We start from the raw sequence: 14,558 nt of genomic DNA on the forward strand, positions 1-14,558 counted from the left end.
ACTTATGCAACACTTTTTATTAACTTGGCTCGGTACTGCGGTGGCGTTATTTCTTACTGCTAATATCGTTCCGGGATTCTTTATCAAGAATTTTGTGGTTGCCTTAGTTGCTGCCCTGGTTATTGGTCTGGTTAACGCATTTATTAGACCAATTTTGCAAATTTTGACCTTTCCGATTACCTTACTCACCTTTGGTTTATTTACATTGGTTATCAATGCTTTAACACTTTGGTTGGCAAGTGCCTTAACCCCTGGTTCTGGTTTTGAGATTCAGGGTTTTTTACCTGCTTTGTTAGGTTCAATCGTGCTAGCTATTGTTTCTAGCATAATTAACTATTTGTTGAGAGTTGTTGACTAGAAAAATTAGTTAATTTTTGTAATACTCATAATATTTGAGGCTTGGGCAACAGCTAACGTTACAGCTCCTGGTTGCCCTTGTAGCTGGAAAATTTGTTTAGGAACTAACAACGTCACTCCCAATGCTTCTGTGCTGGTAAAGGGGGGAGCAGTCAACAACGAGGCTTGAGTCGCTGCAAGAATAGCAGCTGCCTCTGCTACGCTAGGTGTACCTATTTTGTGGTCAGTAATTGTGGCAGGGTTGGGGACACAGACAGAGCAAAGAATTTCCGCAGAAAAGGTTTTTAGAGGCAGATTGCGTAGGTGGCAAAGTTCTACTAAACCAACTTCCAAGGCTTTAGTGTCAATGGTGGCAATCCCTGCGATCGCACTTTGAAAAAGTTGATTTTCTCGAAAGGCTTCTTCAATAGCCCAATCAATCAACTGCCGTGAGGTTCCCCGCTTACAACCGATTCCTACCCAGAAAACCTGTTGCACTTGGTGTATTTCCTTAATTCAATTCTTCAAGATTTGGTGTTGGCTTATAGGAAGCGATCACACTTTGGCGATCGCTTCCCCCAATTATCGAAAAACGCAAACTTTCCCTACACTAAATATCCCGTTTTTCAAGTAGAAGCTTTCACCGCCACTTCTGCTTGGGAGTGCAATAACAAACCGTATTCCAAGCCCTCCACCACCGCTTGATAGGAAGCCTCCAAAATATTGGTGGAAACCCCTACAGTCGTCCAGCGTTGACGACCATTGCCTGATTCTACTAACACACGGGTTTTTGCCGCAGTGCCCGTATGTCCGTTGAGAATCCGCACTTTGTAATCCGTCAAATCAAAGGTTGCTATTTGGGGATAAAAGTTCACCAAAGCCTTGCGTAAAGCTGCATCTAAGGCAGCAACGGGGCCATTACCTTCTGCCGCCTCCAGAATATTTTTGCCGTCAACAGCGATTTTGACTGTAGCTAGGGCGTTACTAGTTTCTTTCCCCTCAATCAAGTCACAGTGGACTTGAAAACCTTTGACTTCAAAAAACTTCTGGCGACCTCCCAAAGCTTCGTGCATCAGTAGTGCAAAACTGGCCTCTGCTGCTTCAAATTGAAATCCTTCACTCTCCAAATCTTTGAGACGTTGGAGAATTTGCTTGGCTTCTGCCTTAAGCTTTTCGAGGTCAATCCCAAAACTGCGGGCTTTGGCTAGAACATTACTGAGTCCAGACTGTTCAGAAATCACAATGCGGCGATGATTCCCGACTTGTTCCGGCTGAATGTGTTCGTAAGTCAGGGGATTACGTTCTACTGCTGATACATGAATACCGCCCTTGTGAGCAAAAGCCGAAAGTCCCACAAAGGGAGCGTGTTCATCTGGCGCGAGGTTGACGACTTCACTAACAAAACGACTAGCTTCTGTAAGTTGTGTTAGCTGGTCTTCTGTGATACAACTGTAACCCAGCTTCAGTTGTAAATTGGGAATTAACGAACAGAGGTTAGCATTACCGCAACGTTCACCGTAACCATTAATTGTGCCCTGTACCATCTTTGCCCCTGCCATTACGGCGGCTATTGCGTTAGCAACCGCCATTTCTGAATCGTTATGAGTATGAATTCCAATTTGAGGAATTGGGGATTGGGGATTAGGGATTGGGGATTGGGAAGAGTCTTTCCCCATTCCCCATTTCCCATTCCCCATTGCCCATTCCCCAGTCATCCTTACCACATCTTGCACAATTTGGCTAATTTCATGAGGTAAAGTGCCGCCATTGGTATCACAGAGGACTAGCCATTCAGCACCAGATGCGATCGCAGCCTCTAATGTTTGTAAAGCATAATCTGGATTGTGCTTGTAACCATCAAACCAATGTTCGGCATCGTAGATAATGCGACGACCTTGAGAACGGAGGTACTCAATGGTGTCACGAATCATCGCCAAATTTTCTTCTAATGTCGTTTTGAGGCTAGTTGTGACATGTAAATCCCAAGACTTACCAAAAATCGTTACCCAGCGAGTTCCCGCAGCCAAAATATCCTGTAGCATCGGTTCGGTTGCGGCAGTGGAGTTAGGCCGTCGAGTCGAACAAAAAGCCACAATTTCAGCAAGTTTTAGCGGATCTTCTTGGAGTTGCCAGAAAAATTGTACATCCTTGGGATTAGCACCAGGCCAACCGCCTTCAATGAAGGGAACTCCCAGTTGATCGAGTCTCTTGGCAATGCGTAACTTATCTTCTATCGATACAGATAGCCCCTCGCGCTGAGTGCCATCCCGTAATGTAGTGTCATAGAGCCAAAGTTGAGGTGAGGAATTTGTGGTCATAAAACTGGGACCGACGAGACAACTTTCGAGGCAATGTGTCAATATACAACAAAAAGCCAGTTTGGCAATTTAAAAATGCCTAAAGTACTAGCTGAAGGTAAAACAATTCAGTGCGTAAGCGGAAGCAATCTCCGAACAATTTTGCTGCAAAATGGTATTCACCTCTACAATGACGGTGCTAAGGTAATAAACTGTCGGGGCATTGGCAGTTGCGGAACCTGTGCGGTTAAGGTAGAGGGCGAAGTATCAGCAGCGAATTGGCGCGATCGAGCCCGGCGTTCGCTTCCTCCCCATTCTCCTACAACAGACTTGCGTTTAGCCTGCCAAACTCAGGTTTTAGGCGATGTGAAAGTGACAAAGTTTGATGGATTTTGGGGACAAGGTTCTCGAATAGTGTGGACACCAAAAGGTTAAAAAGGAGTAAGACAAGATGGGTAGATGGACACCCCTAATTTTAATGGCTGGAGGTTTGGCCATTCTGCTTGGTACATTACTAGGCATTAATTTTCCTATGGGCGTGCAAAGTGCTAACGCTCCCAGTGGTAAAGCAGCAAAAGTTCTGCCAGCTAATATCAATGTTAATAGCAGTGCTGGCAGCAAAAATGAAGAAACTGCAACGGAAGGAAACGAAACAACCGAAACAACCGAAACAAACGAAAACAGACGTAGTATTGTAGCCCCAAGACCTGACAACAGAAGCAGCGTTGCTCAGAACCCTTCTGATGACTCAACATCACCTGCTGACAGTACAACAGACGGCAGTACAGATAGTTCCGAAAACACGCCATCCAGCGATGTCAATCAAGGCAACGAACCAATTCGCGCCTTGTGGTAACGATATATCCGTCTTTAGTTACGAGTTATAAGTTATAAGTTATGAGTTAATTAGTTATGAGTTATTAGTTATGTACTAATGATAAATGGCTAATGATAAATGACTAATGACTAATGACTAGTGAGATCGTAATTATTGGTGGCGGCGTTATTGGTTTAGCGATCGCTATTGAACTAAAAATGCGCGGGACAAACGTCACCGTGCTTTGTCGTGACTTTCAAGCTGCCGCTACCCACGCCGCCGCCGGGATGTTAGCACCAGACGCGGAAAACATCACTAATGAGGCAATGCGTTCATTGTGTTGGCGATCGCGTGCTTTATATCCCGACTGGACAACTAAACTAGAAGAAATAACTGGTTTAAATACTGGCTACCGTGCCTGTGGTATTCTCGCACCCGTCTTTGAAGAGGCGGGGGGGCAGGGGAGCAGGGAGCAGGGAGCAGGGAGCAGGGGGAAGGGGGAAAATTTCTCTCCTCTGTACCCTTCCCACTGCCCCCCTGCCTCATCCCCGGCTTACTGGTTAAATAAAGAGGCAATTCATCAATATCAGCCAGGATTGGGAGCAGAGGTAGTTGGTGGCTGGTGGTATCCTGAAGATGCACAAGTTGATAATAAGGCTTTAGCTCAAGTATTGCGGACGGCGGCTGAGTGTGTTGGTGTTGAACTCAAAGACGGTATTACAGTAGAAGCATTTTTACAGCAGCAAGGACAAGTGGTTGGCGTGCAAACCAATGTTGGGATAATTCGCGCCGCGCACTATGTTTTAGCTTCAGGTGCTTGGTCAAATGAGTTATTGCCGCTACCTGTGCTACCCAGAAAAGGACAAATGCTGAGTGTACGGCTACCAGAATTTGCGCCGGAAGTGCCCTTAAAGCGGATTTTGTTTGGGCAGAATATTTACATCGTACCAAGACGCGATCGCCTGATTATCGGGGCAACAAGCGAAGACGTTGGCTTCACCCCCAACAACACCCCAGACGGCATTCAAAAATTATTACAAGCTGCCATCCGGCTGTATCCTCAATTAAGGCATTATCCCATCCAAGAGTTCTGGTGGGGATTTCGCCCAGCCACCCCCGATGAGTTACCCATCCTTGGTACTAGCCACTGTCAAAATTTAACCCTTGCTACAGGTCATTACCGTAACGGAATTCTACTTACACCCATAACAGCCACATTGATTGCCGATTTAATCTTAGAACAAAAGCCCGATCCTCTACTTGCTCATTTTCACTATTCGCGCTTTCAATCTCAGCCATCTACCCCCACTCCAATGCTGACTCACTCTGCCAACTTCTCAAACGGGAATCGTCCTGCTATATCCTCCCTCCCAGTTCAAGACTCGCCGCTAATTATTGCTGGCAAAACCTTTCAATCCCGCTTAATGACGGGAACCGGTAAGTATCGCAGCATCGAAGAAATGCAGCAAAGCGTCGCCGCCAGTGATTGCCAGATTGTCACCGTGGCTGTACGACGGGTACAAACCAAGGCTCCCGGACATGAAGGTTTAGCCGAAGCTTTGGATTGGACAAAAATTTGGATGTTGCCCAATACCGCAGGTTGCCAAACTGCTGAAGAAGCGATTCGGGTGGCGCGTTTGGGGCGAGAAATGGCGAAATTGTTAGGGCAGGAAGATAATAACTTTGTCAAGTTAGAAGTGATACCTGACCTTAAGTATTTACTCCCAGACCCAATTGGGACGCTGCAAGCCGCAGAACAACTAGTTAAAGAAGGTTTTGCAGTATTGCCTTATATTAACGCTGACCCCATGTTAGCCAAGCGTTTAGAAGAAGTAGGCTGCGCGACGGTAATGCCGTTGGCATCGCCCATTGGTTCTGGACAAGGATTAAAAACAACCGCCAATATCCAAATCATCATCGAAAATGCGAATGTGCCAGTGGTGGTAGATGCTGGTATTGGTTCACCCTCAGAAGCTTCTCAAGCAATGGAATTGGGAGCAGATGCTTTATTGATTAATAGTGCGATCGCTCTTTCTCGAAACCCAGCAGCAATGGCTCGTGCCATGAATTTAGCAACAGTCGCCGGTCGTTTAGCATACCTTGCTGGCAGGATGCCGATTAAAGATTACGCCAGTCCTAGTTCACCTCTCACCGGGACAATTACTAATTAGGGAATGGGGAATGGGGAATGGGGAATGGGGAATGGGGAATGGGGAGAGGAGTTTTTCCCCTCAGCAAGAGCAGCACCCCGCCCCTCTGCCTCTTTTCAATGCCCAATACCCAATACTTCTCGGTTAAGGGGAAAAGGGGAAAGGGAAAAGGGAAAGAAAAAACCTTTACCCCTTACCCTTTACCCTTTACCCCAAACCCGATTCCGAGTTAAAAATGCTTAACTGAGAAGTATTGCCCAATTCCCAATAATGTAACGATTTGTCTAGCAGTTTCAGAGCGGATTTAGCATTTATGTAACATTAAATGAAGTATCAAGATAAAGGAATTAATTCATGCCCTATACCAATGAAGAAGGCGGCCTTCTAAATAATTTTGCCCGGGAACCAAAGATTTATCAAGCAGAACCTCCAACACAAGGGCAAAAACGAACTTATCTCATACTAGGAATTGCCGCTACAGCTTTGGTTGTCGGCTTGATTCTAGTCGCCTTCTTCGTTTCTAAGAGCAGTTAATCATAAAATATTTTCAGAAAACTTAATCTTCTTTATCGTTTTTCAGGTTCCGATTTTAAGAGGGGCCTGCTTTTTTATTTTTTGTTAAAATTGAACTAGCCATTTAAAGTATATAATTATACTTTTTATGACTGTTAGAATTGAAGGCTAAATTTATTCTGAACAGCACAACATCCAATACGGTTTGGTTAAAGGGGAAAGGGACTCATGTTTTGAATACATCCTTTCCCCTTTACCCCTTACCCTTTACCCAGACCACAAGGAAAGTGAAAAATGCTTATCCGAACCGTATTGACACAACATCTACTTAAAAATAATTTTTATCACAGCAGTTTGCAAATAAGTGAGCTATAAAATATAGAACTCAAAATCGCATATCAAAAATTTCTGCTTCCTACCTCCAGCCTCCAAACCCGTAGCTTTGTACTTCATACAAAAGAAAACTGCTGTATGACTTTAGCCCATTTAGATATACCCAAAACGTTGATATGTACTATGTTTTGGCTTTTTAGCCGCTATGAGCGTGAATGATACTGCACACAACAATAATTCTACTTTGAATCGGCAAGTATACCACCGCCTGAAACTTGCCCTCAGCCTTGGCTTACGACGACAACTTTTTTTAGCAGTATGTGATGATTTACACCTAAGAAATCAAGTAGCAGCCCGCTTGCATTCTACATTGGCTTATCCTGTTGGACAGGTGCTATATCAGTCATCAAATGCCCAAGAAAATAGCACTCCAGCTTATCCGCGATTAGTCACATTGCGTTTAAATTTAAACGAACCCAATCCCATAGTTCAGATAAATCAATGGTTAGCTAATTATCCACCACCAATTGTTGGAGCATCAAAAGATACCCCTGGAAGACCTTTTCCAGTACCAGCATTTCAGATTGTCGGCGTGGAACATCTCACCAAGGAAACAGTAGCAACACAGCGTTTATTTTTACACTATCTCCGCTTAAGTGAGCAATATTTTTCTACACAAGAATCCAGTCGATTTCTAGAATCTAACTTGCTGTTGTGGATACCGCGTCCTTGGTTATCTGCCATTAAGCAATCAGCACCACAATTTTGGCGTTGCCGGACTGGTGTATTTGTGTTTGCTGGAGAACCCACACCCGCGACTCAAAATGCAGGCTATCCAGAACGTTTTTCACCTTCCAGAAACTTGGATTTAGGGAATATTGAGCAGTCGGTTTTAGATAAATCAGTTAACCAAGCAGAACTCAAAACCACAACTTCTGAGTTCAAGTTTGAGAATAATTCCGGTTTCCCAGCAAAGATACAAGGGAATGGCATACACAAAACCCCGGAATCTACTAATAGGTCTGGTAGTAGTAAAAATAATCAATCGCTGTTGTCTTTATCTTATGTAAGTAGTGAGTTAACAGAGCTAGTACTCGCAACAATTAACGCAAGTAGTGATAAAAATACTGAAAATTATTTACAACCGCAGCAGATTTTGTTGGAGATTGAAGAATTACACGAAAAGCAAGCTTCAGGGGATGTACTGGCAGAAGCTTATCATCGCTTGGGCACTTTATACCGCCTTCGCATTGAGCAAGGAGAGTCAACCCTAGAAAACCTGATGGTGGCAATTATTGCCTATCAGGAGGCTATTAGCTATGACGAAAGCTCACCACAACTTCCAGATATCTTGAATGATTTGGGTACACTCTACTGGATGCTATACCGTACACCACCCAATTCTGAGGAGGGACAAACTTATATAGAGCAGGCAATAGAATTTTATCAGTTGGCGTTAAAGATGATTTCACCGCATACGCATCGGGAAACTTACGCTCGTGTGCAAAATAATTTGGGGACGGCTTATGGTGATTTAGCTCGTTTTTCTTACCCATCTGAAAATTGGCAGCAGGCAATATTAGCTTACAACGAAGCACTCAGCTACCGTACAGCCGATATGGATTCATTAAAGTATGCAGCTTGCCAGAATAATTTGGGTACTGCTTACTGGCATCTAGGGCAATACAACCAACCGATTGTGCATTTAAAGAAAGCGATCGCAGCTTACAACGAAGCACTCGTATACTACAACCCCGAAGAGGAACCGCTCAAGTATGGCATGATTCAAAACAACATCGGCACTGCCTGTTGGAATCTGGCACAATATGAGCAACCTGCCCAAAATCTCCTACTAGCTATTAATGTCTATAGCAAAGCTCTTAAGTATCGCACTCCAGCTAATGTTCCCAGCGCCTGCGCCGCTACACAAAATAATCTAGGTACTGCCTACTGGCACTTAGCCAACCTTTCTCAGACAACTAAAGAGGCACGTCAAAAGTATTTGCAACTATGTATCAGCGCTTATGAAGAGGCTATAGCTTTGGCTCACTCACTTAGCGGTACTCCTTTAAGCTTTGATTTGCTTGCCTCTTATAATAACTTGGCACTAGCACATTATCAGCTAGTAATAGATAAGTCGTTTAATGGTGACAAAGCAACACATTCTCAACACTTAGAAGTAGCTTTAGACTACCATTTGCAAGCCTTAAACGGATTAAGCAAACAATCAGAGGCTTATCAAACAACCTTCACTTATGTGGTGAAAACTATTCGTGCTTTTCATAATGAATTAGGGATACAGGGACAAACTCTAGCTTTGTCTAAAGTTCCTAGTCAGTTGTTACCAGAGATTTTGTCAAAGTTATAAGGTATTGAGGATTAACTTGATAATTACTCAGAGTATCAATTAAGGTTTTCTGGCCAAGTAGATGTTCTCACTTTTTCGGGTATCTCTATTTCATAACTTTTGTGGATAATAAAAAATTAAAACCCGCCAGCGCGGGTTTTGTTCGTATGGTTCTGTGACTATCAGCACCATAGGTAAATCATTCGTTAAGAAAACGAAAATATTTCTTAATTCCGAGGAAATCAATTTAGAATGGAAGTAAGAGTTCGCAGTTAGCCCATCGCCTCTATATTAAGGGCTTAGATGTGTGGACACAAGTAATAAAACAATACTTAGGAACAAAATGATACTCGTTTACGTCGCATAAATGTCTTGCCTCTGATTTGATTAACGCACATTAGCAGGATACTAATTCAGAGTTGCGATCGCACAGACTCCCATAATCATAAGTGCTTTTATCTTCGGAATACGCTTATAGACAGGTTTAAAAACAGTCAGAAACAAACTCAGTAAATCACCGTCATTAAATACATCACATACACAAAGGACAACCCTCTTATGGCTCGCTCACATCAATGGAAATCTAGAACTGCTGCACTAATGGCAATAGCCGTTACCGCAAGCGTCGCTAGCCCCCTATTAAGCTTGGCTCCTGCCAATGCACAATATAGAATTGGGCAAGACAGAAATACTCAATATGGAAACGTTACCATTCCTTCTGGGGTTGCTTTTCCTGTCACCTACGAGAAAGAGACTATTACTATTGCTCCTGGGGAAAGTAAATCTATAACCTTGAGAATAGCCAATGACATTATCGACAGAAATAGAAATGTCTTAATTCCTGCTGGAACTAAAGTAAATGGGCGGCTAGAATCTGTTGACTTAGATAATTATTCAAGAAATACAGATGATAACCAAGGAAAAGGCGTGCGGTTTGTCGCTCAAGAATTAGAATTTTCTAATGGTCAGCGTCAGTCGATTAATGCAACTTCTCGGACATACACCACAACTCAAAAAGTTTCACAAGGGCCTAGCACTGGTCAGGTTTTAACTGATGCAGCTATTGGTGGAGGTGCTGGTCTTTTAGGTTCACTAATTACTGGTAACAACAGAATTGATGATTTAAAACCTGTTATTGGTGCGGCTGCGGGTGCAGGTGCGAGTGTCCTATTGCGGAAAAAAGAAGCAAATTTGTTTGTCATCAGACCCGCACAAGATTTAAGGCTCACACTGAATTCTAATTTGAATTTAGTACCACGCTCACGCTACTAGATTTAACTGTATTCAAGTCGTGACTTTAATCACCCCTTATAGGCGATCGCCACTTTAACTAGAGTGTGCGATCGCCTTCATTTTTGTACCTAAAAAATTCTATTTAACAGCAACTATCATATCTCTATATCGTCTTCATCACCATCGATATTTATTGGAATACTTATTGAAGTATGCTATTGAAGGAAAGAGATAGGAAAGTCATCTCTATCTAAAAGAGTATTCAAAATTACCTAATATCCTGATATTTTTCTCAAGTAGTGTATAAAAGAGCATTTTATTATGGTAAATAAAGGTTTCATTTTAAGCACATCTCTTGTAATTCCCGTGGTGTTAATTCTTTTGACTCAGGGAGAAAAGATAAAAGTATCTTTAGTTGAAAACGCCCCTCAGATATCCACTAACAACGAAATTAGCCTATCCAGCAACAAGCTAATTAGCGCGAATTCAACACCGAAAATATACTATGTTAGTGGTAATGGAAACGACAAAAATAGCGGACTTTCTACTTCATCCGCATTTAGGACAATTCAGAAAGCAGCGGACCTTACCAACCCTGGTGATACAGTATTGATTATGAATGGAGTCTACAAAAATGTAGCCAAAGCTTTGAGTGTAGTAAGTATTAAACGTTCTGGAACTGCAAATGCATGGATTAGGTATAAAGCATATCCTGGACATTTACCAAAAATTCAGCACAATACATGGAACGGTGTTCTGATTTCAAGTGGAGCTTCATATATTGAGATCAACGGACTGGAGGTTATAGGGAATAATGCCAATATAACTCTTGATTATGCAATGAGTCAGAAGACTAACAAACTAAACCCACTCACAAATGGAAACTGCATCAACATTGACGGACGAACCAGTGGTCATGTTCATCATATCCGTATTCTGAATAATAAAGTGCATGACTGTGGAGGAGCAGGTATTTCAGCGATTCAATCAGATTATGTGACAGTAGACAATAACGTAGTTTTCAATAATGCCTGGTATAGTGTTTATGGTTGTAGTGGTATTTCAATGTTGAGTAATTGGAATTCTGACAAAAACCAGGGATACAAAATGTTTGTTACCAACAACAAGGCTTACAACAATCGTATGTACATCCCTTGGATTGCAGTTGGAAAGATCACAGATGGGAATGGTATTATTATTGATACTACAAGAAACGATCAGAATAACTCAAAATTGGGTGCATATCAAGGACGCACTTTAGTTAAAAACAATCTGACATTTAATAATGGTGGCTCAGGTATTCATACATTTTTAAGCGATCATGTTGATATTGTAAATAACACTGCTATTTTAAATAATCAAAGTCCGGAAATTAAAGATGGGCAAATATTTGCTAATGTATCATCGGATGTCAGGATTTTAAACAATATTTTATATGCTTTCCCTGGCAAAGATATTAATAGTAACAATAAAAATAAAAACGTTGTTTATGATTACAATATATACTTGAATGCTTCTAAAATAAGTGTTAAGGGAACTCACGATATTGTTGCAGATTCACAGGTTTTAAAAAAATATCCTACTCTCGAAAAAATATCTAATGATTGGAAATTGCGGCTAGATAAACAAAATCCACCAACACGGATTTATGTAGAGTCTAACTCCGCAGGTTTTGTTTGTGAGTCAGTAACTTATAGTTTACAAGGGAAACCAATCCAAGCAGGATGCTCCCCGCTATCTTTAGCTCAAATTGCTTTTTCTGATGTTTCATCTAACTATTGGGCAGCACAATTTATTCAACAATTGTCACAGCGAGGCGTAATTGCTGGATTTCCTGATGGTAGGTTCCGCCCTGAAGAACCGGTAACACGCGCTCAATTTGCTGCTATGGTCAACAAAGCTTTCCCTAAATCACAGCAGAGGCAGGCGACCAATTTTGCTGACGTGCCTAGTAACTATTGGGCATACAGTGCGATTGAGCAAGCTTATACCATTGGTTTTTTATCTGGATATCCCAATAATCGTTTTCAACCTAACCAGGCTATTCCCCGCCAGCAGGTTTTAGTTTCCCTCGCCAACGGTCTGGGATATACTTCTGGTGGCAATACCGAAAAAACTCTGAAATATTTTAACGATGCCTCTAACATCGCTAACTATGCCCGTAGCCCGATCGCAGCTGCAACCCAAAAGCAAATTGTGGTGAACTATCCTAATGTGAAATCCCTGAATCCAACCGCAACCGCTACTCGCGCCCAGGTAGCAGCTTTTATCTACCAAGCACTGGTTAGTTCTAACCAAGCCTCAGCAATTAACTCCCCTTATGTCGTGTCAAACTTCAGCAATTAACTGCCTAATCAACAATTATCCATGTCTATAATCATTGCTGGAGAACGTAGTGGGGTGGGCAAGACAACAGTCACGCTTACCCTTTTAGCATCTTTACGTCGTCGCGATCGCTTGGTGCAATCTTTCAAGGTAGGCCCAGACTACATCGATCCGATGTTTCATCAACACGTAACTGGTCGTCCTTGTCGCAACTTAGACCCAGTGTTGACTTCAGAAACCTACGTTCAGCAATGTTTTGCCCGTCATAGTCAACTGACTGAATATTCCCTAGTAGAAGGGGTAATGGGATTATTTGATGGAATTTCGCCATTGGTCAATAGTCATTTGTCATTTGCAGAAGACAAAGGACTAATGACTAATGACAAAGGACAAATTAATGATTTTGCAAGTACGGCACACATTGCACGGCTTTTAGATTTACCCGTGGTGTTGGTGATTGATTGCAGTCGCTTGTCTGGTTCTGTCGCTGCGATCGCTCACGGCTACCAATCTATTGACCCCCGAATTAAAATAGCTGGGGTAGTATTAAACCGCGTAGGAAGCGATCGCCACCTCTCTCTCCTCAAAGATGCCCTAAAGCCCTTAGAATTACCTATTCTTGGCGTGCTGCGCCGTCAAGATAACATCACAATTCCTGATCGCCATTTGGGTTTAGTACCCACAGCAGAACTTCCCGAACTCAATGCTTTAATTGATCGCCTCGCCGATTTAGGAGATACTTGCTTCGATTGGCAAAACTTATTGCCCCTGTTCAAATCACAACCTCTCCCTCCTCCCCCTAATCTGCCTCATTTTCCCTCCTCCATCAGAATTGCAGTTGCCCGCGATCGCGCTTTTAATTTTTATTACCAAGACAATCTCGATTTGCTGCAACAACTTGGTGCAGAACTGGTTTTTTGGAGTCCGTTAAAAGATGCTGCAATACCAAAAGATGTCCAGGGAATGTATTTTGGCGGAGGTTTCCCAGAAGTTTTTGCCCAGCAACTAGCAGAAAATACCAGCGTTCGTGATGGAGTGAAAACAGCAATTCTGGAAGGAATGCCTGCGATCGCTGAATGCGGAGGATTAATGTATTTATGTGAGCAAATTATCGATTTTGAGGGTAAATCTTGGGCGATGACGGGAGTTTTACCAACATCTGCTGTCATGGGTGGGCGTTTAACTTTGGGCTATCGTCGTGCAGTAGCTTTGCAAGATAATCTGTTAGTGAAGGCAGGTACAGCTGTTCACGGACATGAATTTCATCGTTCCCATTTAACCTTAACTCCCACTAAGCCCCTATTTGAAACTTCTCGCTACGATTGTGATGAAAATATGGGATGCGAGGGATGGGGTTTTCCTGCAAATGTTCATGCTTCTTATGTGCATTTGCATTGGGGAGAAAGTAGAGAAATTCCCGAACAGTTTCTTAAAGAATGTAGAACTTATACCATTTCTTTGTGAGGTTGCGCTAAACCCTTTTAACTTCTTTCTTTGTGTCCTTTGCGTCCTACCCTGCGGGAAGCCGCTCCGCGTCTATGCGGTTCGTTATTCTCTCTTGCACTTAAATATGATTTAGCGCATCTTCAGACAACGTGAGTTCGACGGAGTGAATTGACTGTGGTAGGAGGTTTTGGGTTTAATTCAACGTGAGTTCGATAAATTCATATCGTCATTTAACTTACGAATCAGACGGGATAACTCACGAATGATATTCACCGCAATTTCAGGAGTTTCTTCGATCGCATCATACAATTGCTCTTGCGTCAGTTCCAAAAATTCGCAAGGTTCCAAAGTTGTTGCAGTGGCAGAACGAGGTTGAGTATCAAATACTGCCATCTCACCAAAATATTTTCCCTGTTCCACCTCTGCAAGCATTTTATTGCCGATGTGAACCTTAACCCGACCTGACACGACAATATAAAGCGATCGCCCTTCTTCTCCTTGGCGAAAGATGGTGTAATTAGCTGGAAATGACAGTTCGTTCATCACTGAAGTGAGCCGCACAATAAAATCATCCCGCAATTCCTTAAAAATCGGGACTCGCCGGACAAATAATAAACGGTCAACACTGGTTAGCATAATTACAAGTTAAACATAAAACATTACTGTAAATTTTAAACCTGAAGGCAGAGCGCAATTAGTCATATTAACCGATGTTTAACGCTAGCCGCCAAGAATATCTCAAACTTTAGTCTGTCTTTGAT

At 42.5% G+C, this 14,558-nt stretch carries 11 protein-coding genes and 1 pseudogene; 9 read left to right on the top strand and 3 right to left on the bottom strand.

Annotation, left to right across the window (positions count from 1 at the left end):
• Window positions 1-4: 4 nt before the first annotated feature.
• On the top strand, window positions 5-358 hold the full coding sequence (locus tag IQ274_RS05545; RefSeq protein WP_163927521.1) for a phage holin family protein: 354 nt from the start codon (window positions 5-7) through the stop codon (window positions 356-358).
• A 5-nt stretch (window positions 359-363) separates the two neighbouring features.
• On the opposite strand, the gene IQ274_RS05550 is transcribed toward IQ274_RS05545, so the two are convergent.
• Both IQ274_RS05550 and cimA read right to left on the bottom strand, forming a co-directional pair.
• On the bottom strand, window positions 364-834 hold the full coding sequence (locus tag IQ274_RS05550) for a cobalamin biosynthesis protein (RefSeq protein ID WP_163927520.1): 471 nt from the start codon (window positions 832-834) through the stop codon (window positions 364-366).
• A 128-nt stretch (window positions 835-962) separates the two neighbouring features.
• Window positions 963-2,654, bottom strand: a complete 1,692-nt coding sequence (gene cimA, locus IQ274_RS05555) for a citramalate synthase (RefSeq protein WP_194141653.1) — start codon at window positions 2,652-2,654, stop codon at window positions 963-965.
• 75 nt (window positions 2,655-2,729) lie between these two features.
• Here cimA and IQ274_RS05560 point away from each other — a divergent pair, with 75 nt between their 5' ends.
• The 8 genes and pseudogenes from IQ274_RS05560 to IQ274_RS05595 all read left to right on the top strand — a co-directional run bounded on the left by IQ274_RS05560 (window position 2,730) and on the right by IQ274_RS05595 (window position 13,815).
• The gene (locus tag IQ274_RS05560) at window positions 2,730-3,068 is read left to right on the top strand and encodes a 2Fe-2S iron-sulfur cluster-binding protein (protein ID WP_163927518.1); all 339 of its coding nucleotides are present in this window, start codon (window positions 2,730-2,732) and stop codon (window positions 3,066-3,068) included.
• A gap of 16 nt (window positions 3,069-3,084) precedes the next feature.
• Complete coding sequence (locus tag IQ274_RS05565; protein ID WP_163927517.1) at window positions 3,085-3,489, top strand: hypothetical protein; 405 nt, start codon at window positions 3,085-3,087, stop codon at window positions 3,487-3,489.
• Between the two features lie 113 nt (window positions 3,490-3,602).
• Window positions 3,603-5,621, top strand: coding sequence for a glycine oxidase ThiO (gene thiO, locus IQ274_RS05570; protein WP_194141654.1), 2,019 nt, complete (start codon window positions 3,603-3,605; stop codon window positions 5,619-5,621).
• Window positions 5,622-5,954: 333 nt separating this feature from the next.
• Window positions 5,955-6,134, top strand: a complete 180-nt coding sequence (gene psb34 / locus IQ274_RS05575) for a photosystem II assembly protein Psb34 (protein WP_163927515.1) — start codon at window positions 5,955-5,957, stop codon at window positions 6,132-6,134.
• A 517-nt stretch (window positions 6,135-6,651) separates the two neighbouring features.
• Window positions 6,652-8,814: a tetratricopeptide repeat protein gene (locus tag IQ274_RS05580; protein ID WP_194141655.1), complete on the top strand. Its 2,163-nt coding sequence runs from the start codon at window positions 6,652-6,654 to the stop codon at window positions 8,812-8,814.
• A 537-nt stretch (window positions 8,815-9,351) separates the two neighbouring features.
• Window positions 9,352-10,065, top strand: coding sequence for a conjugal transfer protein TrbI (locus tag IQ274_RS05585; RefSeq protein ID WP_163936458.1), 714 nt, complete (start codon window positions 9,352-9,354; stop codon window positions 10,063-10,065).
• 1,674 nt (window positions 10,066-11,739) lie between these two features.
• Window positions 11,740-12,357: pseudogene (locus tag IQ274_RS05590) on the top strand (S-layer homology domain-containing protein); the annotation flags it as partial.
• Between the two features lie 36 nt (window positions 12,358-12,393).
• The gene (locus tag IQ274_RS05595; protein ID WP_194141656.1) at window positions 12,394-13,815 is read left to right on the top strand and encodes a cobyrinate a,c-diamide synthase; all 1,422 of its coding nucleotides are present in this window, start codon (window positions 12,394-12,396) and stop codon (window positions 13,813-13,815) included.
• A 180-nt stretch (window positions 13,816-13,995) separates the two neighbouring features.
• Here the strand turns inward: IQ274_RS05595 and IQ274_RS05600 are convergent, their stop codons facing one another.
• Complete coding sequence (locus tag IQ274_RS05600; protein WP_114081859.1) at window positions 13,996-14,433, bottom strand: cyclic nucleotide-binding domain-containing protein; 438 nt, start codon at window positions 14,431-14,433, stop codon at window positions 13,996-13,998.
• Window positions 14,434-14,558 lie beyond the last annotated feature (125 nt).

This window comes from Nostoc sp. LEGE 12447 (assembly GCF_015206985.1).
Classification (GTDB): Bacteria; Cyanobacteriota; Cyanobacteriia; order Cyanobacteriales; family Nostocaceae; genus Nostoc.

What these genes read in the sequence shown, in the direction of transcription:
- IQ274_RS05545 (WP_163927521.1), top strand. Translation starts at nt 5, where the DNA reads ATGCAACACTTTTTATTAACTTGGCTCGGTACTGCGGTGGCGTTATTT.
- cimA (WP_194141653.1), bottom strand. Translation starts at nt 2,654, where the DNA reads ATGACCACAAATTCCTCACCTCAACTTTGGCTCTATGACACTACATTA.
- IQ274_RS05560 (WP_163927518.1), top strand. Translation starts at nt 2,730, where the DNA reads ATGCCTAAAGTACTAGCTGAAGGTAAAACAATTCAGTGCGTAAGCGGA.
- IQ274_RS05565 (WP_163927517.1), top strand. Translation starts at nt 3,085, where the DNA reads ATGGGTAGATGGACACCCCTAATTTTAATGGCTGGAGGTTTGGCCATT.
- thiO (WP_194141654.1), top strand. Translation starts at nt 3,603, where the DNA reads ATGACTAGTGAGATCGTAATTATTGGTGGCGGCGTTATTGGTTTAGCG.
- psb34 (WP_163927515.1), top strand. Translation starts at nt 5,955, where the DNA reads ATGCCCTATACCAATGAAGAAGGCGGCCTTCTAAATAATTTTGCCCGG.
- IQ274_RS05580 (WP_194141655.1), top strand. Translation starts at nt 6,652, where the DNA reads ATGAGCGTGAATGATACTGCACACAACAATAATTCTACTTTGAATCGG.
- IQ274_RS05585 (WP_163936458.1), top strand. Translation starts at nt 9,352, where the DNA reads ATGGCTCGCTCACATCAATGGAAATCTAGAACTGCTGCACTAATGGCA.
- IQ274_RS05595 (WP_194141656.1), top strand. Translation starts at nt 12,394, where the DNA reads ATGTCTATAATCATTGCTGGAGAACGTAGTGGGGTGGGCAAGACAACA.
- IQ274_RS05600 (WP_114081859.1), bottom strand. Translation starts at nt 14,433, where the DNA reads ATGCTAACCAGTGTTGACCGTTTATTATTTGTCCGGCGAGTCCCGATT.